The sequence below is a fragment of the Stenotrophomonas sp. YJH_SMC_135 genome (assembly GCF_059372355.1).
The window spans coordinates 105,953-127,961 of record NZ_JCAFVN010000007.1; the positions used below are offsets into that span (position 1 = coordinate 105,953).

General features: G+C 67.1%; 17 protein-coding genes and 1 tRNA gene. 9 read left to right on the top strand and 9 right to left on the bottom strand.

The genetic code is table 11. The features are described 5' to 3' along the window. Nucleotides 1-17: 17 nt before the first annotated feature. A complete protein-coding gene (locus tag AC5P98_RS19405) occupies nucleotides 18-1,796 on the bottom strand; it encodes a monovalent cation:proton antiporter-2 (CPA2) family protein (protein WP_049406813.1) in 1,779 nt (592 codons plus the stop codon). 346 nt (nucleotides 1,797-2,142) lie between these two features. Here AC5P98_RS19405 and mgtE point away from each other — a divergent pair, with 346 nt between their 5' ends. Both mgtE and AC5P98_RS19415 read left to right on the top strand, forming a co-directional pair. Beyond that, entirely contained in the window at nucleotides 2,143-3,513 is a 1,371-nt protein-coding gene (gene mgtE, locus AC5P98_RS19410) for a magnesium transporter (protein ID WP_014648829.1), read from the top strand. A gap of 150 nt (nucleotides 3,514-3,663) precedes the next feature. Continuing rightward, the gene (locus AC5P98_RS19415; protein ID WP_049406816.1) at nucleotides 3,664-6,390 is read left to right on the top strand and encodes a bifunctional acetate--CoA ligase family protein/GNAT family N-acetyltransferase; all 2,727 of its coding nucleotides are present in this window, start codon (nucleotides 3,664-3,666) and stop codon (nucleotides 6,388-6,390) included. 82 nt (nucleotides 6,391-6,472) lie between these two features. Here AC5P98_RS19415 and AC5P98_RS19420 read toward each other — a convergent pair whose 3' ends face one another. Beyond that, nucleotides 6,473-6,853, bottom strand: a complete 381-nt coding sequence (locus AC5P98_RS19420) for a YbjQ family protein (RefSeq protein ID WP_014648827.1) — start codon at nucleotides 6,851-6,853, stop codon at nucleotides 6,473-6,475. A 139-nt stretch (nucleotides 6,854-6,992) separates the two neighbouring features. Between AC5P98_RS19420 and AC5P98_RS19425 the strand changes: the two genes are divergently transcribed. Beyond that, the gene (locus AC5P98_RS19425; protein ID WP_046433177.1) at nucleotides 6,993-7,700 is read left to right on the top strand and encodes an alpha/beta fold hydrolase; all 708 of its coding nucleotides are present in this window, start codon (nucleotides 6,993-6,995) and stop codon (nucleotides 7,698-7,700) included. On the opposite strand, the gene AC5P98_RS19430 is transcribed toward AC5P98_RS19425, so the two are convergent. Then, nucleotides 7,657-8,433 (bottom strand): YdcF family protein, encoded by a 777-nt coding sequence (locus AC5P98_RS19430; protein ID WP_049406819.1) that lies wholly within the window; start codon nucleotides 8,431-8,433, stop codon nucleotides 7,657-7,659. The two genes, AC5P98_RS19425 and AC5P98_RS19430, sit on opposite strands and share 44 nt — an antisense overlap. Nucleotides 8,434-8,743: 310 nt before the next feature. On the opposite strand from AC5P98_RS19430, the gene AC5P98_RS19435 reads away from it, so the two are divergent. Further along, nucleotides 8,744-9,148 (top strand): hypothetical protein, encoded by a 405-nt coding sequence (locus AC5P98_RS19435; RefSeq protein ID WP_049406825.1) that lies wholly within the window; start codon nucleotides 8,744-8,746, stop codon nucleotides 9,146-9,148. A 1-nt stretch (nucleotide 9,149) separates the two neighbouring features. Continuing rightward, a complete protein-coding gene (locus AC5P98_RS19440; RefSeq protein WP_495230165.1) occupies nucleotides 9,150-10,883 on the top strand; it encodes an ATP-binding response regulator in 1,734 nt (577 codons plus the stop codon). A 109-nt stretch (nucleotides 10,884-10,992) separates the two neighbouring features. Here the strand turns inward: AC5P98_RS19440 and dkgB are convergent, their stop codons facing one another. Beyond that, nucleotides 10,993-11,802 carry a 2,5-didehydrogluconate reductase DkgB gene (gene dkgB / locus AC5P98_RS19445; RefSeq protein ID WP_014648825.1) on the bottom strand — a complete coding sequence of 270 codons (810 nt, stop codon included), beginning with the start codon at nucleotides 11,800-11,802 and terminating at the stop codon, nucleotides 10,993-10,995. A 245-nt stretch (nucleotides 11,803-12,047) separates the two neighbouring features. Continuing rightward, complete coding sequence (locus AC5P98_RS19450) at nucleotides 12,048-14,168, bottom strand: methyl-accepting chemotaxis protein (RefSeq protein ID WP_495230167.1); 2,121 nt, start codon at nucleotides 14,166-14,168, stop codon at nucleotides 12,048-12,050. A gap of 183 nt (nucleotides 14,169-14,351) precedes the next feature. Between AC5P98_RS19450 and AC5P98_RS19455 the strand changes: the two genes are divergently transcribed. Both AC5P98_RS19455 and AC5P98_RS19460 read left to right on the top strand, forming a co-directional pair. Further along, nucleotides 14,352-14,807, top strand: coding sequence for an Rrf2 family transcriptional regulator (locus tag AC5P98_RS19455; RefSeq protein ID WP_032961489.1), 456 nt, complete (start codon nucleotides 14,352-14,354; stop codon nucleotides 14,805-14,807). Further along, complete coding sequence (locus tag AC5P98_RS19460) at nucleotides 14,797-15,702, top strand: NAD(P)/FAD-dependent oxidoreductase (protein WP_049406697.1); 906 nt, start codon at nucleotides 14,797-14,799, stop codon at nucleotides 15,700-15,702. Before AC5P98_RS19455 ends, AC5P98_RS19460 begins: the two co-directional genes overlap by 11 nt. A gap of 95 nt (nucleotides 15,703-15,797) precedes the next feature. Here AC5P98_RS19460 and AC5P98_RS19465 read toward each other — a convergent pair whose 3' ends face one another. From AC5P98_RS19465 to AC5P98_RS19480, 4 genes are all read right to left on the bottom strand, one after another. Then, complete coding sequence (locus AC5P98_RS19465) at nucleotides 15,798-17,018, bottom strand: RtcB family protein (protein ID WP_049406694.1); 1,221 nt, start codon at nucleotides 17,016-17,018, stop codon at nucleotides 15,798-15,800. A 56-nt stretch (nucleotides 17,019-17,074) separates the two neighbouring features. Beyond that, a complete protein-coding gene (locus tag AC5P98_RS19470; RefSeq protein WP_005411579.1) occupies nucleotides 17,075-18,199 on the bottom strand; it encodes a slipin family protein in 1,125 nt (374 codons plus the stop codon). Between the two features lie 356 nt (nucleotides 18,200-18,555). Continuing rightward, nucleotides 18,556-18,628 (bottom strand) — tRNA-Gln (locus AC5P98_RS19475). A 648-nt stretch (nucleotides 18,629-19,276) separates the two neighbouring features. Then, nucleotides 19,277-20,233, bottom strand: coding sequence for an aldo/keto reductase (locus AC5P98_RS19480; RefSeq protein ID WP_049406690.1), 957 nt, complete (start codon nucleotides 20,231-20,233; stop codon nucleotides 19,277-19,279). Nucleotides 20,234-20,402: 169 nt separating this feature from the next. Here AC5P98_RS19480 and AC5P98_RS19485 point away from each other — a divergent pair, with 169 nt between their 5' ends. Together AC5P98_RS19485 and AC5P98_RS19490 are read left to right on the top strand one after the other, a co-directional pair. After that, nucleotides 20,403-21,260, top strand: coding sequence for a class I SAM-dependent methyltransferase (locus tag AC5P98_RS19485; protein WP_046433148.1), 858 nt, complete (start codon nucleotides 20,403-20,405; stop codon nucleotides 21,258-21,260). A gap of 171 nt (nucleotides 21,261-21,431) precedes the next feature. Further along, nucleotides 21,432-21,971, top strand: a complete 540-nt coding sequence (locus tag AC5P98_RS19490; RefSeq protein WP_014648817.1) for a pseudouridine synthase — start codon at nucleotides 21,432-21,434, stop codon at nucleotides 21,969-21,971. Nucleotides 21,972-22,009: the final 38 nt, after the last annotated feature.

A 22,009-nucleotide genomic window follows, 5' to 3' on the forward strand; every position in this document is an offset into this window, starting at 1 on the left:
ACCGTTGGTCGGCACGCCTACTTGCCGTCGCTTTCCGCGTCGGCCTCGAACAGATGCATCAGGTCGTTGCGTGCGTCGCGCGAGGTCTGGATCACCGCTGCCTCGTCGTCGTACACCAGATACTGGTCGCGCAGCAGCTGCTCATCGTGCTCGCGGAAGCGCTGCACATGGCGTTCGGCCACGTCCGGTGTCACGCCCAGCGCGGTCAGCACGCGCCCGCTCATCTCAAGGCTGGTGCCGAACACTTCGCGGAACGGCTCGGCCGACATGTCCATCAGGCGCCACGCATGCTGGCGGTTGCGTGCACGCGCCAGCACCGTCGCGTCCGGGTACAGCCGGCGCACCATGCGTACCGCGCGCAGGTTGGTCTCCGGGTCATCCACGGTGATCACGAACACATCGATGTGCTCGCCCCCCGCCGCACGCAGCATCTCCGGCCGGGTCGGATCGCCGTAGTACAGCTGGTTGCCGAAGCGGCGCAGGTCGGCAACGGTGTCCGGGTTCGCCTCCAGCGCCACGAACGGCACCTTCTGCGCGGTCAGCAGGCGCGCGATCACCTGGCCGAAGCGCCCCATGCCGGCGATCAGCACCTTGGGCCGGTTGTCCGGCGCCACCTTGTCGGCCTCGGCCGCCGCGCGTGGTGCGGCTTTTTCCTGGCCGAGCAGCTTGAGCAGCGCGATCATCAGCAGCGGCGTGATCGCCATCGACAGGCCGACGATCGCCACCAGCCGGTCGTGGTTGGCGTTGCCCAGCAGGTGCGCGCGCTGTGCCTCGTTGAATACCACGAAGGCAAACTCGCCGCCCAGCCACAGCACGCTGCCCAGCAGCAGCGATTGCCGCGAGCTGAGCCGGGCGACACGTCCAACCGCGTAGAGCAGGCTGAACTTGACCACCAGCAGGATGCCGACACCCGCGGCGATCAGCCACGGCTCGGCGGCGATGCGGTCCAGGTCGATGCCCATGCCCACTGCGATGAAGAACAGGCCCAGCAGCAGCCCCTTGAACGGTTCGATCTGCGCTTCCAGCTCATGCCGGAACTCCGAATCGGACAGCAGCACGCCGGCCAGGAACGCGCCGAGGCTGGGGCTGAGGCCGGCTTCCTGCATGAACCAGGCGGTGCCCAGCACCACCAGCAGGGCGGTGGCAGTGAATACTTCCGGGCTGCGGGTGCGCGCAATGATGCTGAACACCTTGCGCAGCACCGGTCGTCCGCACAGGATCACCACCGCCAGCGCACCCAGCGCCACGGCCGCATCTTCCCAGCGCAGGGTCTCGTTCTTCACTCCGCCCAGCAGGGGGATGGCCGCCAGCAGCGGGATCGCGATCAGGTCCTGGAACAGCAGGATGGCGAACCCGAGCCGGCCATGGTCGCTGTTGATCGCCTTGTGCTCGGACAGCAGCTGCAGGCCGACCGCGGTGGATGACAGCGCCAGCGCCACGCCGACCACCAGCGCGCTCTTCCACTGGAAGTGATCGAGCAGCAGCAGGCCGCCCAGCACCAGCCCGGACAACGCCACCTGCGCCGCGCCGGCGCCGAACACCGAGCGCCGCATCACCTTCAGGCGTGCCGGTGACAGCTCCAGGCCGATCACGAACAGCAGCATCACCACACCGATCTCGGCGGCACCGAGGATGCGGTCGGCGTCCTGCACGAAGCCCAGCCCGTCCGGGCCCAGCACCACGCCGGCCGCCAGGTAGCCCAGTACCGCGCCGAAGCCGAACTTCTTGAACACCGGCACGGCGATGACCGCCGCCAGCAGCAGTACCAGGGCCAGTTCCAGACCACCGCTATGCATGGGAATACCTGGTCATCGGGGGAGCCCGCTGTGCGTCCGTTCGGATGGGGGAGGGCGTGGCGAGCGCCACCACGACATTATGCGCGCCGGCCTGTGTATGCACGAGAACAACCGGCCGGGCGGCCACCCAGCGCGGGGCGCCCAGGTTGACCTGCATGGCCCACGGGTCCAGACTGCCCGCCGCTGGCGGCGCGTCCGTTGGCATACGCATCCCGGAGTCCCCAACCCATGTCCAGCGACAGTAGAAGTCGACCTCGTTCGACGCCAGCGATGGCCACCGCCTGACACCGGGACGGTTTGCCTGCGTTGGCGTTGCGCGAGGTCGCATCCCCACAAGGCAAAACCGATGAACCAGAAGCAATTGCTGCGCCCGGTGGCCGATGCCGCCGCACTGGCCGCACCGCTGGCGAACTACAACACCGCCGACGCGGTGGAATTCCTCAACACGCTGGACCTGACCCGCGCCGCGGAAACGCTGGCTGCGCTGCCGTTGCCGCGTGCAGTGAAGATGCTCGAAGCGCCAGAGCTGCACCGCAGCGGTGAGCTGGTGGCCGCACTGCCACCCGCGCGGGCTGCGGCGCTGCTGGGCCTGATGGCCGACGACCGCGCCACCGACATCGTCCACGAGCTGGATGAGGAAGAGCGCGCGCGGTTGATCCCGCTGCTGGGCACCGACGCCCGCCAGGTCATCCAGAAGCTGCTCAGCTACCCGCCGAACACCGCCGGCGCGCTGATGACCACCGAGTACGTGGCGGTGCCCGCCAGCTGGACCGTGGCGCAGACCCTGCAGCACATCCGCCAGGTCGAGCGCACCCGCGAGACGGTGTACGCGATCTACGTGCTGGAGCCGGCCAGCCAGCAGCTGCAGCAGGTGGTGACCATGCGCCGGCTGATCACCGGCCTGCCCGAGGAATCGATCCTGGACGTGGCCCAGGTCAATCCGCCGGTAACAGTGGATGCGCTGATGGACCAGGAAGAGGTGGCACGGCTGATCCGCCGCCACGACCTGCTGGCGATTCCGGTGGTCGACGCGCAGCAGCAGATGCTCGGCATCGTCACCGTGGACGACGTGCTCGATGCGCTGATCGAGGAATCCACCGAGGACGCGCACAAGTTCGGCGGCATGGAAGCGCTGGACAAGCCGTACATGCAGATCGGCTTCTTCGAGATGCTGCGCAAGCGCGCCGGCTGGCTGAGCGTGCTGTTCCTGGGCGAGATGCTGACGGCCAGCGCGATGCAGCACTACGAGGACGAACTGGCGCGCGCAGTGGTGCTGACCCTGTTCATCCCATTGATCATGAGTTCGGGTGGCAATTCCGGCTCGCAGGCCACCTCGCTGCTGATCCGCAGCCTGGCACTGCGCGAACTGCGCCTGCGCGACTGGTGGAAGGTGGCCCTGCGCGAAGTGCCGACCGGCATGGTGCTGGGCGCCATCCTCGGCTGCCTGGCCATCGTGCGCATCGTGATCTGGCAGCTGGGCGGCCTGCACGACTACGGCGAGCACTGGATCCTGCTGGCGATCACCATCGGCGCCGCGCTGGTGGGCATCGTCACCTTCGGTTCGCTGTCCGGCTCGATGCTGCCCTTCATCCTGAAGCGGCTCGGCTTCGACCCGGCCAGCGCCTCGGCCCCGTTCGTGGCCACCCTGGTGGATGTGACCGGCCTGGTGATCTACTTCAGCATCGCCGCGATGATCCTGCACGGCACGCTGCTGTAACAAAACGTGCACGCCGGGGTCGGATCCCTTCGCGCAGCGAAGGGCTCTGACCCCGGATATCCGCAGCAGGGGATCAGAGCCCTTTCCTGCGAAAAGGGGGCCGACCCCGCCTCCGACCCCATCGCCACGGAATTTGGGTACCGTAGGCGCATGAGTACCTACCACCTGCAGTCCGTGTTCCGTCCGCAGTCGGTCGCGGTGATCGGCGGCAGCCCGCGCGAGCGTTCGGCCGGGCGCGCGGTGATGCGCAACCTGCGTGGCACCGGCTTCCCCGGCAAGGTGGCGTGGATCAATCCGCGGCATGCCGAGATCGATGGCATCCGCACGGTCAAGCGGCTGAAGGACCTGGACTGGGTGCCGGACCTGGTGGTGATCACCGCACCAGCGGCGATCGTGCCGCAGGTGGTGCGCACTGCCGCCGAACGTGGCGTGCAGGCGGCGATCATCCTCACCGCGCACCTGGGCGAAGGCCCCGGTTCGTTGTCTGCACAGGTAGAGGCGGTGGCGCGCAAGCATGGCCTGCGCATCCTCGGGCCGCATTGCCTGGGCGTGATCGCGCCGCACGCGCGGCTCAATGCCAGCATCGCCGCACATTTTCCGCAGGCGGGCGACCTCGCGCTGGTCTCCGAATCCTCGGCCATTGCCGCCGCGCTGGTGGAATGGGGCGTGGCGCGCTCGGTCGGGTTCTCCGCCGTGGTCTCGCTGGGCGATACGATGGACGTCGACTTCGGCGACCTGCTCGACTACTTCGCCACCGACTACCGTACCCGCGCCATCCTGCTCTACGTCGAGCAGATCAAGGACGCGCGCAAGTTCATGTCGGCCGCGCGTGCCGCCGCCCGCGCCAAGCCGGTGGTGGTGGTGAAGTCCGGCCGCGCCGAGCGCGTGCAGCCGGGCAGCCGCGATACCCATGTGCAGGCCCTGGCCCGCGCCGATGATGTGTACGGTGCGGCCTTCAACCGCGCCGGCCTGCTGCGCGTCGGTGCGCTGGACGAGCTGTTCACCGCCGCCGAATCACTGGGGCGCCTGGGCACCTTCCCTGGCCGCCGCCTGGCCATTCTCAGCAATGGTGGCGGCGTCGGCCGCCTTGCCGTGGACCAGCTGATCGCGCTGCGTGGCACGCTGGCCACCCTGTCCGACAGCACGGTGCAGAAGCTCGATGCGGCATTGCCACAGGGCTGGTCGCGCAGCAATCCGGTCGACATCGTGGTCGACGCCGATGGTGACCGCTATGCCGCGGCCATCGAAGCGCTGCTGGCCGACAACGAGAATGACGCGGTGATGGTGGTCAACGTGCCGACCGCGTTCACCTCATCGGCGGACGCCGCGCAGGCACTCACCCGCACGCTCGGCCTGCGCCCGCGCCACCACCGCGACAAGCCGGTGTTCGCGGTGTGGCTGGGCAACGACGACCAGGCCACCGCCACGCTCAACGCGGCGCGGGTGCCGACCTATCCGACCGAGGCCGAAGCCGTACGTGGCTTCCAGCATCTGGTGCGCTACCGCGAAGCGCAGAACGCGTTGATGGAAACGCCGCCCAGCCTGCCGCAGGACTTCAGCGTCGACACGGCCGCCGCGCGCGCACTGGTCGATGCCGCGCTGGCCAACGGCCAGCAGTGGCTGGACCCGCTGGCTACGCATGAACTGCTCAAGGCCTACGGCATTCCCTCCGCGCCGGTGATGCATGCGCGTGATGCGCACGAGGCGATGGACCTGGCGCAGCCGCTGCTGGAACGCGGTGCCACGGTCGCGCTGAAGATTCTCTCGCCGGATATTCCGCACAAGTCGGAAGTGGATGGTGTGCGCCTGAACCTGTCCACGCTGCCGGCGGTGCAGAGCGCGGCCAACGCGATCCTGTCGCGCGCACGCCAGCTGCGGCCGGATGCGCGTGTCGATGGCCTGCTGGTGCAGCCGACCATCGTGCGTCCGAAGGCGCGCGAGTTGATTGTCGGCATCGCCGATGACGCGACGTTCGGCCCGGTGATCGTGGTCGGTCGCGGCGGCACTGCCGTCGAAGTGATCAACGACAAGGCACTGGCGCTGCCGCCGCTGGACTTGCGCCTGGCCCACGAGCTGATTGGCCAGACCCGCGCCTCGCGCATCCTCAAGGCCTACGGTGACGTGCCGGCGGCTGACGAGCGCGCACTGGCGCTGGCGCTGGTGAAGCTTGCACAACTGGCCGCCGACATTCCCGAAGTGCGTACGCTGGACATCAACCCGTTGCTGGTCGACGGCAAGGGCATCCTCGCCCTCGACGCCCGCGTGGCGGTGGCGCCGTCGCGCATCCTGCACAAGGGCCGCGGCCATCCACGTTTCTCGGTGTTCCCGTACCCGAAGGAGTGGGAGCGCACCATCGAACTGTCCGATGGCGGCCGCGCCTTCGTGCGCCCGGTGCGGCCGGAGGACGACGCGCTGTTCCGTGCGTTCTTCGCCCGCGTCAGCGACGAGGACCTGCGCCTGCGCTTCTTCCAGTCGGTGAAGCACTTCAGCCACGAGTTCATCGCGCGCCTGACCCAGCTCGACTACGCGCGCTCGATTGCGCTGGTGGCGATCGAACCGCGCAGCGGCGAGATGCTGGGCGCGGTGCGCCTGCATGCCGATGCGGATTACCACCGTGGCGAGTACGGCATCCTGATCCGCTCGGACCTGAAGGGCCACGGCATCGGCTGGCGGCTGATGGCGATCATGATCGAGTACGCCAAGTGGCTGGGCCTGGACGTGGTCGAAGGCCAGGTGCTGCGCGAGAACAGCACCATGCTGGCGATGTGCCAGAGCCTGGGCTTCAAGACGAAGCTGGACCCGGACGACCCGACGGTGATGATGGTGACCCTGCCGGTGCAGCAGGTCGAGGTGCCCGACGTCCCGCCGGTGGCCTGATTCCTGTAGAGCCGAGCCTACGCTCGGCTGCCTTGCATCACACGGGCACGCCTGAGCCGGGCATGGGCTCGGCTCTACAGCTTCAACGCATCGGCTCCACCACCACCGCCGTGCCATAGCACAGCACTTCGGTCAGCCCGGTCATCACATCGGTGGCGTCGTAGCGCATGCCGATGATCGCGTTGGCACCCAGCTGCCGCGCATGCTTGACCATGTCGCGGTAGGTTTCCTCGCGGGCCTGTTCGCACAGTTCGGTATAGATGGTGATGTTGCCACCGAAGAGCGTCTGGATACCGCCGAGGAAGTTGCCGACGATCGAGCGCGAGCGCACGGTGATGCCGCGCACCACACCGAGGTTGCGCACGACGCGGTGCCCAGGCAGCTCGAAGGCGGTGGTGACCAGCGCATCATCGAAGCGGAGCGCGGGTGGGGTGGGGGTGCCGCTGTTGTAGGGGTCTGCCATGGTCGCGTCCGTATCGCCGCCTTCTGTAGAGTCGAGCCATGCTCGACGGGCTGTGCAGTAGTCGAGCATGGCGCGACTCTACAACGCAACCGCCTGTTGCGGCATGGTTCCGTCACCGTGCTGGCGCGACAATACCCCCATGACCGACCGTATTCCCCTGCTGCTGCTGCCCGGCCTGCTCAACGATGCCGAGCTGTGGCGCGCGCAGCTGGCCGACCTGGCCGACATCGCCGACTGCACAGTAGGCGACCAGACCCGTGGCGAGACCCTGCAGGCGGTGGCCGAGGACGTGCTCGCACAGGCACCGGAGCGCTTTGCGCTGGCCGGTTTCTCATTGGGCGGCTTCGTCGCCCAGCAGATCCTGCGCATTGCGCCGGAGCGCGTGCTGCAGCTGGCGCTGATCGATACCTCGATCCACGCCGATTCACCGGAACGTGCCGAGCAGCGCCGCAGCCAACGCGCCAGCGTGCGCCTGCCGGGGAAGTTCCACGGCTTCGGCGATGTGCTGATGCGCAGCTACATCGATGCGTCGCGGCTGGATGACTACGTGCTGGTGCAGCGCGTGCGCGACATGACCGCCCGCCTGGGCGCGGACGTGTTCCTGCGCCAGAGCGCGCTGGAACGCCGCGATGGCCATGATGTGCTGGCCGGTTACCGCGATCCGCTGCTGATCGTGTGCGGCGCGAACGATCGCATCACGCCGCTGGCGGTGAGCGAGGAAATGCACGCGATGGTGCCGCACTCGCAGCTGGTGGTGGTGCCTGACTGCGGGCACCTGGCACCGATGGAGAAACCGGACGAGGTCAGTGCGGCGATGCGTGGGTGGTTGCTGCAGGCGCGACACTGACCGGCTCGATGGGGGCGTCGTTCCAGCCCATCCGGTTGTAGAGGTGGTAGCGCAGAACGCCGATACGCTCATGCAACATCACTTCGACCAGCAATAGATTGAATGTGGAGGGCAGCCACCCCGGGGTGGCACGGAGGCGGTCGCTGGGCAGGCCCTCGGCCACGACGCCGAAGTGTCGGAAGTAGATCAGGCTCCGCGTGAGATGCAGGCCCGAGGTCACCAGCACCACCCGCGGGCTGTTGCGCCCGATGATCGCACTGCTGTTTCGGGCGTTCTGCCAGGTGTTCCTGCTGGCACGCTCGCGGACAATCCTCTCGGTGGGCACGCCCAGCGCAATCAGTTCGCGTGCGTAGACATCGGCCTCAGCGACATCGCCCTTGGCAGTGACGCCTCCGCTGGCAAGCACCGTACAGACCTCCCGCGTGCGATCGCATTCGTGGTAACGCTGTGCTGCCCTCATCAGGCGGCTGTAACCGGCCAGCCCGGGCCTGGAGCCCTGGGCATCGTGGTAGATGCCGGCACCCAGCACTACGATCACAGTACGTGGATGGTGCGCATGTTCAGTGACAGAAGGGGTGCCCTGCGCGCGATCCAGCAACCATTGCGTGACCGGGGCGCTGGCACTGGCTGCCATGGCCAGCGGAAGCGTCGCCAGAAACGCAGCACTGTGCAGACGGCGTTTCCAGACCAGCACGCTGCATGAAAGCAGCAGGAGAAGTGTCAGTGTCAGCATGGTGGTCCATGAGGAAAGTTTGAAAGAATTCCGATGGCGTAGCGCATTCGTTGCCTACATGCTGGATGCCATGGATCTGAAGCGACTGTCACTCCCGGCCCGATGTGCTGCCATCGTAGGCGGAATCATGCTCGCGGTGGCTGCAGGGCATCTGCTGGGTGGCTGCTTTCCGTAGTTCTTCGTACAGATCCATCAGCGGATGCAATAGCTCGCGGGTCCTGCATGCTGACGCCTGAGGTCTCCAGTCAGGCGTAACAGGACGCTGGAATACATCCGTTCAGGTGTTGAATGCGACAGATGGAGGAAGGCGATGCAAAGCTTGAAGTCCCGGTTTGGGCTGAACGCAGGTCCACACGCCATGGACCGGCCTGAGCTTGGGGAACGCTCGATGCTAGGTCTCATTGCGGCAACGTCGCCCCACCAGCTGCCTTCATTCACCGCAGCGTTGGACGCGGCGATATCGCAGTGGATGAGCAAGGCGAAGGACGAATGCTTCGGTGGCTTGGAGCAGGAGCTGGCGCGTCTGCATGCCTTGAAGAGCGTGACCTCGGCGTTGGGCAGCGCCGAGGTAACGCTGGCCTGCGACGCATTGAGTGACTGTCTCCGCTCGGGTACAGAAGCGTACGCTGTGCGGCGGCGGGCATGCGCGTTGGCACTGTCCGCGCAGCGTCTTCTGCATCGTGCGACGACGCATTTCCGGATGGAAGGAGGCTGACGTGCACCAGCCCTGTGTGTGCTCGCAGGCTTCCGCACCGGCAGCATTGCTGCAGGCAGCCCGTGCGCTGGAGATGCACCGCCTGGCCTGGCTTCTGTCGTGCCTTCAGGAGCCACGCGCCAGCGGGTTCCGGGTCCTGCTGCAGGTACTGGTGGTGCTGTGGTGCTGGCAGTGGGTGGATGGCCCGCAGCCGGTTCTGGCCAATGAGGCGGCCCGCGTGCTGCCGGTGGCCGTTGCCCTGCTCGCGGTATCCGGGACATGGGCACTTGTTGCAAGGCTCTGCATGGAGCGCTGCCACCGCTGGTGCGATGGGGTAGGCCTTCTGCTCAGCCTGGCAATGGTTGCGATCCAGGTGGACGCGGCGTTCATCCTGCTGATGACGCTCAATGCAGCCCTGCCTTTCCTCGTGATCTCCGCGACCGCGGTGTATGGCCGCAGGGCAATTGCTCCCGCGATTGCATCGACTGCGCTGGCATTGCTGTGGGCCGCGCCTGAAGGCTACTGGGTCTCTCGGCCCGCCTACCTCGCCTACGCGCTGGCATTGACGATCCTGTTGCCGCTGGTAGCGGCGTTGCTGGTAGCCGCGATGCGTGACATAGCGCTGCGTGCCATTGCTTCGCGTGAGGCGCAGGGCCGATTCGTCAGTACGATGAGCCACGAGCTGCGGACGCCGCTGAACGCCATCATCAGTGGGATCCAGCTGCTGGAAGTGGGGACGGCAAGTACGGCCCAACGGCATGCACTGGCGACGGTCGCAACGCAGGCGCAGGCGCTCAGGCACCGCATCGATGATGTACTGGACGCAGCCAGCATCGATGGTGGCCGGCTGCAGTTGCGGCTTCATCCTTGTTCGCTGCGGTCGATCATTGAAAGCGTGCAGGCGACCTGCATGCCGGCTGCCGCCGACAAGGGCGTACTTCTGCAGCTGGATGGGAGTGAGCCCGATGTCTGGATGCTGGCAGACGGCGGCCGTATCGAACAGGTGGTGACCAATCTTGTCTGCAATGCCATCAAGTTCACCCCGATGGCGGGCGAGGTGTCGGTATCCATCGTTGCGGTCCGATCGGGTGACGACTGGCAGGTTCAGATCGAGGTCTGCGATTCCGGCACGGGGATCGAAGCCGCGGACCTGGAGATGATCTTCTCGCCGTTCGTACAGCTCAGCCAAGGTGAGGCTCGCTGCGAGCAGGGTGTCGGGCTGGGGCTGTACATCGTGCGGCTGATTTCCGATGCCATGGGTGGGACGATCAGCGTGAGCCGCAATGAAGCAGGCGGTGCCTCATTCGCGTGGCGCTTCACGGTGGCCTCAACCACGGAGGTGGACCCTCTTCCTTCCCTTGAAGAACTTCTTCAGTCACACGCAGCGTCGGTGCGACCGCTGCACTGCCTGCTGTTCGAGGACGTGGAAACCAACCGTGACGTGGTAGAGCGCCTGCTGCAGAGCGCCGGTCATCGCCTCAGCTCCCGCCACGATGGTCACGACGCGCGCGCAGTAATCGCGACAGTCGAGCCTGATGTGGTGCTGCTGGATCTGCACATGCCCGGCTGCAGCGGATGGGAGGTGCTGGAGTCGCTAGCCAGGGACCCCGGCGCGCCACCGGTTCTTGTAATGAGCGCGGATACGCGGGTACAGGTGATTGAAAGAGCCCGCGCGCTGGGAGCTGCCGGTTTTCTATGCAAGCCACTGGACATCCACGACGTGCTGGATATGTTGCGCGGTGTTGCCGAGCGCTGACCGTCCGGCAGGTGCCGACCTTGGTCGGCACGGTGTTTCATCGATCGATCAGACGTCTGCGCCGACCAAGGTCGGCGTCTACCAGAGCAGTCGCGCGCCGTCGTTGGAATCAATCCCAGGCCGGGGCGATGCCTTCCGGGTTGGCCAGGCGATGGCCGCGGTCGAGCTTGGCGATCTGTGCCATGTCTTCGTCGGTCAGGCGGATCGCTGCCGCTTCCAGGTTGCTCGCCAGGTTCTCGCGCTTGGTCGAGGACGGAATGACCGAGAAACCCTGCTGCAGCGCCCAGGCCAGCGCGACCTGCGCCGGCGTGGCCTGGTGGCGTCCGGCAATGGCCTGGATCACCGGGTCCTTGATCACCTCGCCGTAGGCCAGGCTCATGTAGGCGGTGATGTGGATGCCGTTGTCCTGCAGGAACTTCACCAGCAGGCGATTCTGCAGGTAGGGGTGGATTTCGATCTGGTTGGTGGCAATGGCACCGGCGCCGAGGATGCCGATCGCCTTGCGGGTCTGCGCGATGGTGAAGTTGGAGATGCCGATCTCGCGGGTCAGGCCCTGCGCCTTGGCTTCAGCCAGTGCGGCCAGGTACTCCTCCATCGGCACGTCGACCTTGTCGTTCGGCGATGGCCAGTGGATCAGCGCCAGGTCGACGTACTCGGTTCGCAGCTTTTCCAGGCTGGTGCGCAGGCTGGCCAGCAGCGCATCGCGCTTGAACGCGGTGATCCAGACCTTGGTGGTCAGGTAGATGTCGTCGCGCGGCACGCCGGAATCGGCGATGGCCTGGCCGACCTCGGCTTCGTTGCCGTAGATCTGCGCGGTATCGATGGCGCGGTAGCCGACCGCCAGCGCGTTGCGCACGGAGTCGATCACGGTCTGGTCTTTCAGGCGGAAGGTACCGAGACCGAAGGCGGGGACAGTCATGGGGGCTCCAGCAGAGGGGGAGGGAGGCGGGAATATCCACGAAAGGGTAGGCCAGCGGCCGTGTGCATGCCGGCAACGGTGCATTGCATCGACGTGTACGACGGCAGGTGGTGGTGGGTGCGGACCGTTGGTCCGCACTGTTCATGCCGCCACCCATGCAGCGTTGGACGCTGCCGGCCAGCGGCCGGCACTCCCCCTGTCTGCGCTCGACGGTAGTGCCGGCCGCTGGCCGGCAACCGGATCAATCAAGCCGCGCGTGCCAGCCCGCCCTTCGCCGCCGCCGTGGTCGACAGGTCGAACACATCCACCGCATCGATCAGGCGGTTGGCCTGCTGCTCCAGGCTGCGCGCGGCGGCGCTGGCTTCTTCCACCAGCGCGGCGTTCTGCTGGGTCGTGCCGTCCATCTGGATCACGGTCTGGCTGACCTGTTCGATGCCCGCGCTCTGCTCCTGCGAGGCCGCGGAGATCTCGGCCATGATGTCGGTCACGCGCTGCACCGATGCAACGATCTCGTCCATGGTGTCGCCTGCCTCGCGCACGCGCTGTGCGCCATGGCCAACCTGTTCCACCGAGGCTTCGATCAGTGACTTGATCTCCTTCGCGGCTGCCGCCGAGCGCTGCGCCAGCGTACGCACTTCGCTGGCGACCACCGCGAAGCCGCGGCCCTGTTCGCCGGCGCGTGCCGCTTCCACCGCAGCATTCAGCGCCAGGATGTTGGTCTGGAACGCGATGCCATCGATGACGCTGATGATCTCGGCGATCTGCCGCGACGAGGTCTCGATCGCGCCCATCGTCGCCACCACCTGGCCGACCACGCTGCCACCGTGCGAGGCGACCGTATGGGCGCCGATCGCCAGCTGGTTGGCCTGGCGCGCATGTTCGGCGTTCTGGCGCACGGTGGAGGTCAGCTCCTCCATCGATGCCGCCGTCTCCTCCAGGTTGGCCGCCTGCTGCTCGGTGCGGCGCGACAGGTCATTGTTGCCGGCGGCGATCTCCGCGGCGGCGGTGTGGATGTTGCCGGAGGCGTGCTTGATGTCGGTGACGATGGTCGCCAGCTGCGTGGCGGTGGTGTTGGCATCGCCGGCGATACGGGCGAACACCCCCTGGAAATCACCGTGCATGCGCGCGCCGAGACGGCCATCGGCGATGGCGCGCAGCATCGTCGAGACTTCGCCGAGGTTCAGTTCGGTGGTCTGCATCAGGCGGTTCAGGCCATCGACCATCGCGCGGAAGTCATGCTCGAAGCGCGCGCTGTCGCCACGCTGGCTGAAGTCTCCCGCGCCGGCAGCTTCGGCCAGGCGGCGGATCTCGCCATTGATCCTGCCGAGGTTGTGCTTGGCCATGTCCAGTGCTTCGGTGATCACGGCCTTCTCGCCGGGCAGGCGTTCCATGTCCTGGCTGAGGTCGCCGACCGCGTAGCGGCCCATGATCGAGATCGCGCGCATCTTCACCCGGATGTGCGCATCGACCAGTGCGTTGCAGTCGGCCACCATGGCGCCGAACGCGCCGGGGAAGGCAGCGGCGTCCATGCGATGGCTGATGGTGCCGGCTTCGTGCGCCTGCGCCATCGCGGCCTGTGCATCCAGCACGCTGCGCAGCGTGGATTGCACCGCCTGCATGGCCTGCGCGAGGCGACCGATCTCGTCGCGGCTGCGCACCTGTACTGCGTGCTGCAGGTCACCGGCGGCCACCGCGCGCGCCGCTGCTTCCACTGCCAGCACCGGCTGCACCACCGCACGCCGCAGCCACCAGGCCAGACCGATCAGCAGCAGCACGGCGGCCAGCACGGTCAGCACCGCGCACAGCAGCAGGGTCTGCCGCGCCTGCTGCGAACGGGACGCCACCGCCGCTTCAGCCACCTGCGTGGCGTGCGTGCTCAGCGCATCCAGAGCCATCGCCACCGGGCGATCCTTGCCGCGCACCAGGTTGTCGCCGGCCGCGGGATCGTAGCCGGCCGCGGCAAATGCCTGCAGCGCCGCGTGATAGTCCTGCTGCAGCTGCGCGTGCAGGCCAACGAACGCCTGCGCCAGCTCACGCGTGCGCGGGTCCGGGCTGGTGGCCAGACCCTTGGCCAGCTGCCCGACCAGGCGGCCTTCGCTGTCGAAGCCATCCAGGTGGCGTTGGCGCAGCGCATCGTCGTGCCCGCGCAGCAGCACGTTCTTCCATTCCTGCACCTGGCCACGGAACTCACGCTGCAGGCGTTCGGCATCGCGGCTGTGCGCGACTTCGGGCGGGACCTCGGTGGACAACTTCAACCAGGCGGAGGCCAGGCCTGCCAGCGCGCACAGCAGGACCACGGCCAAGCCAACAGAAACCGCGCCGAGCAGCTTGGACTGCAGGCGCGGAGCACGGACAGACGCATTCATCGGGAAGCACTCTCGGGAAGGGGCAATGCGGTATCGACCCGCTACGCTTCCGCTGAAGTGCGACGAACATCACATTAGCGTTTCGTTTAGTGATGTGAAGGAAGTGTTTCATAGGACAAATGTGTCCATATGGAACAAATACGGACCCTGGACAGGGGATATAAATGTAACTACTGTGGTTACATGAAATCCGCGAACCCGCTCTCTGACGCCCTGCACGTGATGGCGCATCTGGTCGGCCAGGATGGCCCGCGCACCTCCGGGCAGCTGGCGTCCTGCCTGCCGACCCATCCGGTGGTGATCCGCCGTCTGCTGGCGCAACTGCACAAGGCCGGCCTGGTGCGCAGCACCCGCGGTCATGGCGGCGGCAGCCAGCTAGCCCGCGACGCTGCAACGATCACCCTGCATGACATCTATCTGGCCGTGGGCGCACCACCGCTGGTGCAGGTCGGCGCCCGCGACGCCGGCGGCGGCTGCCCGATCCAGCAGCTGGTCAACAGCGCGCTGCTGGAGGGGGCACGCGAGGCACAGCGGTTGCTGGAGGCGCGCCTGCAGGCGACCACGCTGGACCAGCTCGGCGCCGACTTCGCACGCCATCTCGCCCATCACCGTTCCCTGGAAGGTCACCATGAATCCTGATGTGCTCATCGTCGGCGGCAGCTACGCCGGCATTGCCGCCGGCCTGATCCTGGCCCGTGCCCGGCGGCCGGTCACCGTCATCGATGCCGGTTCACCACGCAACCGCTTCGCCAGCCATTCGCACGGCGTGCCAGGGCTGGATGGCATCAGCGGCGCCGAGCTGCTGAAGACCGCGCGCCAGCAGCTGCTGGACTACCCCACGGTGCGCTGGGTGCATGCCGAGGCCGTGCAGGCCAACACCAGCGCAGAGGGCGTGGAAGTACGTACCGCCGATGGCCAGGTGCTGGCCGCGCGCAAGCTGCTGCTGGCCAGCGGTATCGCCGACCAGCTGCCGGAACTGCCCGGGCTGGCCGAGCGCTGGGGCAGCACCGTGCTGCACTGCCCCTACTGCCATGGTTACGAAGTGGGTGGCGGCGCCATCGGCCTGCTTGGCGGCCATCCGATGTCCGCCGGCAAGGCGCCGCTGTTTGCCGACTGGGGCAATGTCACCTTCTTCAGCATGGGACGGGACATCACTGATGAGGAACGCGCTGCCATGCAGCAGCGCGGCGTGCAGATCGAGACCTCGCCGGTGCTGGGCGTGCAGGGCGACCAGCCGACCTGGCTGGAAGTGGAGCTGGCCGACGGCCGCCGCATCGCCCAGCGTGCGCTGTTCGTACCGGCCACCCAGGCGATGGCCACGCCATTGGTGCAGCAGCTTGGCTGCGCCTTGGTCGAGAGCCCGCTGGGGGTGCTGATCGAGGTCGACATGATGAAGCAGACCTCGGTGCCCAACGTGTACGCCGCAGGCGATGCGACGACGGTCGGCAACATCACCCTGGCCATGGCCGAAGGCGTGCGCGCGGGCATCGGCGTGCATCATGCGCTGGTGGCCGAAGACAGCGTGCCGCGCTGAATGTGCCGGGGTCAGATCCCTTTCGCAGAAAGCGATCTGACCCCCGACGCGACGTGCTGCTCTGGTAGAGGCCGGCCTTGGCCGGCACCGCTCCGTTACCCCTTCACGCACAGCACCTGGCGCAGGGTGTGCACCACCTCGACCAGGTCCAGCTGCGCTGCCATCACATCGTCGATCGACTTGTACGCGGCCGGTGACTCGTCCAGCACGCCGCTGTCCTTGCGGCATTCCACGTGCGCGGTGGCCTCGCGGTGCTGGGCCAGCGTGATCTGCTGGCGCGCCGTGCCACGGCTCATCACCCGGCCGGCACCGTGGCTGCAGCTGTGGAAGCTGTCGGCGTTGCCCTTGCCGCGCACGATGTAGCTGCGCGTGCCCATGCTGCCGGGAATGATGCCCAGCTCGCCTTCGCGCGCACTCACCGCCCCCTTCCGGGTCACCAGCAGTTCCTGGCCGTGGTGCGTCTCCTTCTGCACGTAGTTGTGGTGGCAGTTCACCGCCATCGCTGCCAGCTGGAACTTCGGCAAGCGGTGGCGCATCTCGGCCAGCACGCGCGACATCATCGCCTCGCGGTTCTGCCGGGCGTAGTCCTGCGCCCACGACACGGCTTCGACGTAGTCATCGAACAGCGGCTCGCCTTCCATGAAGAACGCCAGGTCCTTGTCCGGCAGGTGGAAGCCGAGCACGCGCCGGGCCAGTTCCTCGCGCGCCTTCTCGATGAAGTAGGTGCCGATCAGGTTGCCGGTGCCGCGCGATCCGCTGTGCAGCATCACCCACACCGTGTCCGTCTCGTCCAGGCACAGTTCGATGAAGTGATTGCCGCCGCCCAGCGTACCCAGCTGGCGGTCCAGCTTGTCGGTGCGGATGCGGCGGTGCTTGTCCTTGATCTTCTCCAGGCCGGCGGCCAGCCCGGACTGCACCAGCCGGGTGTGGATGCTGTCGGGCATGCGGTGATGCTCGCCGCCGCGCCCGTTGCCCACCGGAATGCTGCGCTCGATGCTGTTGCGCAGCTGCCGCAGGTCATCGGGCAGGTCATCGGCGCGCAGCGTGGTACGCACCGCCGCCATGCCGCAGCCGATGTCGACGCCGACCGCGGCCGGGATGATCGCCCCGCGGGTCGGGATCACCGAGCCGACGGTCGCGCCCTTGCCCAGGTGCACGTCCGGCATCACGGCCACCCACGGCCCGACGAACGGGATCGCAGCGATGTTGCGCAGCTGCTCATGCGCCTGCGCTTCCAGCGGCACACCGTTGACCCAGCCCTTGATCGGCGTGGTGCCCTCGGCATGCAGCCATTGATAGTTCTGTTGAGTGTCCATGTCTTCCTGAATGTCCTTGATGGGCCGGCGGCGCGTCCCTGCGCCACCGCTACCCCCTACCTGATCGTCACCAGCTGCTTCAGCACGCCATCCAGGCCGCCGAACACGGTGAGCGTGTCGATCTTCTCGGTGACCTTCTCCAGTGCCTCCAGCTCCTTCAAGCGCATCAGCACCGGGTTGTCCTCGATCAGCTTTGCGGTGTTGAGCTGCGAACGCGTGGCGTTGGCCTCCTCGCGTCGACGGATCACGCTGGCCTGGGCCTGCTTCTCGGCCAGCACCACGCCGTTGAGGATCTCCTTCATCTCGCCCGGCAGGATCACGTCCTTGATGCCCACGCCGAGCAGCCGCACGCCGTGGCCTTCGATCGCCGCCTGCACATGCGCAGCGATCTCGCCGTCCAGTGCCGCCTTGTCACCCAGCAGCTCGTCCAGGCTGCGCGCGGCAATTGCCTGGCGCAGGCCGAACTGCAGCTGCCGGTAGACGAACTCATCGGCATTGCTGAGCGTGCGGTGCGCACGCACCGGGTCGACCACCTGCACGGTCGCGGCCAGGTTCACCCGCAGGGTCACCTTGTCGCGGCTGAGCAGTTCCTGGCCGGACACGTCCAGTGAACGTGCGCGCAGTTCCACACGCTCCACCGACACGTTGCCGTTGAAGTTCCAGAACGCGTGCAGGCCGGCGTCCAGCGTCTGCCGCAGCGTGCCATCGATGAACAGCAGGCCGACCGACTCGCTTGGCACGGTGCTGATCACCGCCACACGCGGCAGCACGCCCAGCTGGCCCAGGCGTTGCTGCACGTCCGCCGGGATGCGCGGCTCGTCACCCAACGCCATTACCTGCACCTGGGTATCGACCGAACCGCGCCAGTACAGACGGCGGCTGCCCGGCGGCAGCACTTCATCGATGCGGCCGTTGCGCAGCAACAGGCCGACCTCGCTGGCGCCGACGTTGGCCAGCACGAAGTGCGTGTCCAGCTGTGCGCCCAGCGCTTCGATCAGGCTGTCCTGGTCGCTGCCGGTGTAGGCCGCGCCCTTCGATGCAGTGTGGATGTCCACGTGCGGCCGGCCGCCGAACGGCGACAGGCGGTGCACGCCCGGCAGCAGGATCTGCTGGAAACGACGGTTGCGATACACCAGGCCGCGCTCGCCGTCGCCGATCACGACCTTGATGGTCCAGAACATGGGAGTCTCTCCTTGTATGGCTCTGGTGGTTCGACCCGTTGCGGATGAATCGCCATGACCCGGGTCGATCCGGTCGTGGCGAGGCTGCCTGCACATCACGTGCAGGCAGCGGAAGAGGGCGGCCATCGGCGGACGGTCCGCGCGCGGAGCCTTCGATGCGCCGGCAGTGCTGCCATCGTCGTTCCCGGCAGGCAGCACCGGTGCGGAACGTGGCTGGCAGTGGCGGCGGGCCGGGGCCCGGCGTGAGGTCCGTTGCCTTCCACGCCCCGCCCGAAGGCGATGGCGGTGGACGGCGACGATGGCCGCTGGGGCTTGCGCCCCGGGTGTTGCTTCAAGTCATGACGTGACAGGTCATGTGGTTTGGAATGGGAGTCGAACCCACGACAGACGGAATCAGGATCCGTTGCTCTACCCTACTGAGCTATCCAGTTGGGGATCGCGCGGAATCGAACCGCGTACCGGCGAACCGGCGCCCGCCTCCAGCAGGCGATCCAGGCGATGGCATGTCCGCGACCTCCGGCATACGCCACGGCAACGCCGCGCGCACCAGCCCGTGGTTGAAACGGGACCGTTGGAGAATCGAGGGTGCAGGCCACCGACATTATCGACGAGCGATAATGTTTTGATGCGATGCAGATAATGTCCAGGCGCAGCCGATCGCGCGAAGTAAATCCTTCGGCGGGGCGGGAGAAACCTGGGTCAGTGAGCGGCGGGTTGCCGCGCGGGGTGCAGTTCTGGCATCGCGGGTCCTTGTGCCGACGCAAACGAAAACGCCCCCGGGACTTGCGTTCCGAGGGCGTCGTCAGGCCTCGGAGATCGGGGTGGCCGATCTCCGCAGGGCGGGTATCAGGCCGTTGTCAGCTGGTCTTCCTTGCCGAACGCGCGCGCCAGCCCGTCCATGCGCAGGCATGGCAGCAGTTTGGCGATGGCGACGGAATGCGCGTTCAAGGGAAGTTTCCAGTGGTTGTTGAAACGAGGTGCGCACGATAAACCACGATTTAGTCGCGTGCAACCATTTTGTTCAATTATTTTCTTCGCTGCTGTGCAATGCCGGCCAGCGGCCGGCACTACCGGGCCTCACGCTTCGGCGCTGGCGGCATCCAGCTGCGCGACATCCTGCACGCTCAGCGACACGTTGGCCGCTGCCAGCAGATCGTGCAGCTGTTCGACGCTGGTGGCGCTGACGATCGGCGCGGTGATCGACGGCCGCGCGATCTGCCATGCCAGTGCGATCTGTGCGGCGCTGGCATTGTGCTTGCTGGCCACGTCATCCAGCGCCTGCAGGATGCGCAGGCCGCGCGGGTTCAGATAGCGCTTCACCACCGTTTCGCCACGTGCCGGGCTCTTGGCCGCATCGGCCGGTGTGCGGTACTTGCCGCTGAGGAAGCCACTGGCCAGGGCGTAGTAGCCGATCACGCCGATCTGTTCGCGCTGCACCAGCGGTTCCAGCTCCTTCTCGTAGCTGGCACGGTCGTACAGGTTGTACTCCGGCTGCAGGGTTTCGTAACGCGGCAGCTTGTAGTCGGTGGACACCTTCAGCGCATCGGCCAGGCGCGTGGCGCTGTAGTTGGAGGCACCGATGGCGCGCACCTTGCCGGCTTCGATCAGGCGGCCGAACGCGGCCAGGGTCGCTTCCAGTGGCGTCGACTCATCATCCTCGTGGGCCTGGTACAGATCGATCACGTCGGTCTGCAGGCGGCGCAGCGAATCCTCGACGGCCGCATTGATGTTGTCCGGGGTCAGGCCGGGACGTTCGGCCCATTTGGCCACCTTGGTCGCCAGCACCACCTTGTCGCGCTTGCCGCTGCGCGCGAACCACTTGCCGATCAGCGCTTCCGATTCGCCGCCGGCGTTGCCCGGCACCCAGGCCGAATACACATCGGCGGTGTCGACCAGGTTGAAGCCGGCGTCGACGAAGGCATCGAGCAGGGCGAAGCTGGCCTTCTCATCGGCGCTCCAGCCGAACACGTTGCCACCGAAGGCGAGCGGACGTACATGCAGGCCGGAACGGCCCAGTTCGCGGGTTGCCGTCATGGGCACGGACTCCTTGGGGGAAGTGCTCCAGAATAGAACGCGTAGTGTGACCGTGCTGCGGCGGCGACCACAAAACAGTGTTCCGCGATACGCACGCGGCTAACGTTTTGTGAACACCTGGGGCGCCGCGGCTGCTAGTCTCGCCGCATCTTCCGCTGGAGTCGCTCCGATGATGCCTGCTTCGTCCCTGCGTGGTTGCCGCCTGCTGCTTGCTTCGGCCCTGCTTGCCGCTGTTCCCGCGTTTGCCGCACCGGCCACGGTCGCGCCGGCGAAGATCCAGGTGTCGCCGGCCATCGACGCGGCGGTGAAGGCGCCCACCCGCGATGCCAACAACGTCAAGCGCGACGGTTTCCGCCACCCGGCGCAGACGCTGTCGTTCTTCAAGGTGACGCCGGAAAAGACCGTCATCGAGATCACCCCCGGCAACGGCTGGTACTCGGAGATCCTGGCGCCGCTGCTGCACGACAAGGGCCACTACGTTGCTGCGGTGGTCGATCCGATGGCGGTGCCCGAAGGCCGCGGCCGTGACTACCAGCAGCGCAGCCGCGACAGCCTGGAAAGGAAGTACGCCGCTGCACCGGCACAGTTCGGCAAGACTGCCGTGGTGGCCTACGATCCGGCCAAGCCGGTGTTCGGCCCGGCCGGTTCAGCCGATGTGGTGCTGACCTTCCGCAACGTGCACAACTGGCGCAAGGCCGGCCAGGCGCAGGGCATGTTCCAGGGCTTCTTCAACGTGCTCAAGCCGGGCGGCGTGCTGGGCGTGGTCGAGCACCGCGCCAAGGCCGACGTGGCCGACGACGATGACACCGGCTATGTCGGCCAGCAGCAGGTGATCGCGATGGCCGAGGCCGCCGGCTTCAAGCTGGACGCGCGCAGTGAGGTCAACGCCAACCCGCGCGACACCAAGGACCACCCGAACGGCGTGTGGACGCTGCCGCCGACCAACCAGCACGACAAGGCCGATGATGCGAAGTACCAGGCGATCGGCGAAAGCGACCGCATGACCCTGCGCTTCATCAAGCCGTAAGAGGGGTGCCGGGCTGGCGCATGTTGACTCTGTAGAGCCGAGCCCATGCTCGGCTGCTGTTGCGTTCCGCCGTGCTGTGCGCGATGAGCCGAGCATGGGCTCGGCTCTACAGCCGAGTGGCGCGTGGCGCGGCATGGGACAATGCGCCACCCGCCGACTGCCGTGCTCGCAATGCTGATCGCCTTCAACAAGCCCTTCAACGTGCTCTGCCAGTTCACCGACCGCAGCGTACCGCCGCGACCGACGCTGGCCGGGTTCGGCCTGCCGCCGCGCGTGTATGCCGCCGGTCGCCTGGACCATGACAGCGAAGGCCTGCTGCTGCTGACGGATAACGGCACGCTGGCGCACACGTTGACCGACCCGAAGCACAAGGCCGACAAGACCTACTGGGTGCAGGTGGAAGGCACGCCCAGCGATGAGCAGCTGCAACGGTTGCGCGATGGGGTGGAGCTGAATGACGGGCCGACCTTGCCGGCGAAGATCGAGCGCCTCGATCCGGCGCCGTCGCTGTGGACACGCGATCCGCCGGTGCGCTTCCGCAAGACGGTGCCCGATGCCTGGCTGGCGATCACGATCCGCGAGGGCCGCAACCGCCAGGTGCGGCGGATGACCGCGGCAGTGAACCTGCCAACGCTGCGGCTGGTGCGGGTGGCGATGGGGCCCTACCGGCTGGACGACCTGCAGCCGGGGCAGTGGCGGCAGATCGGTTGAAACAGAAAGGGCCGGATACCTCGCGGCATCCGGCCCTG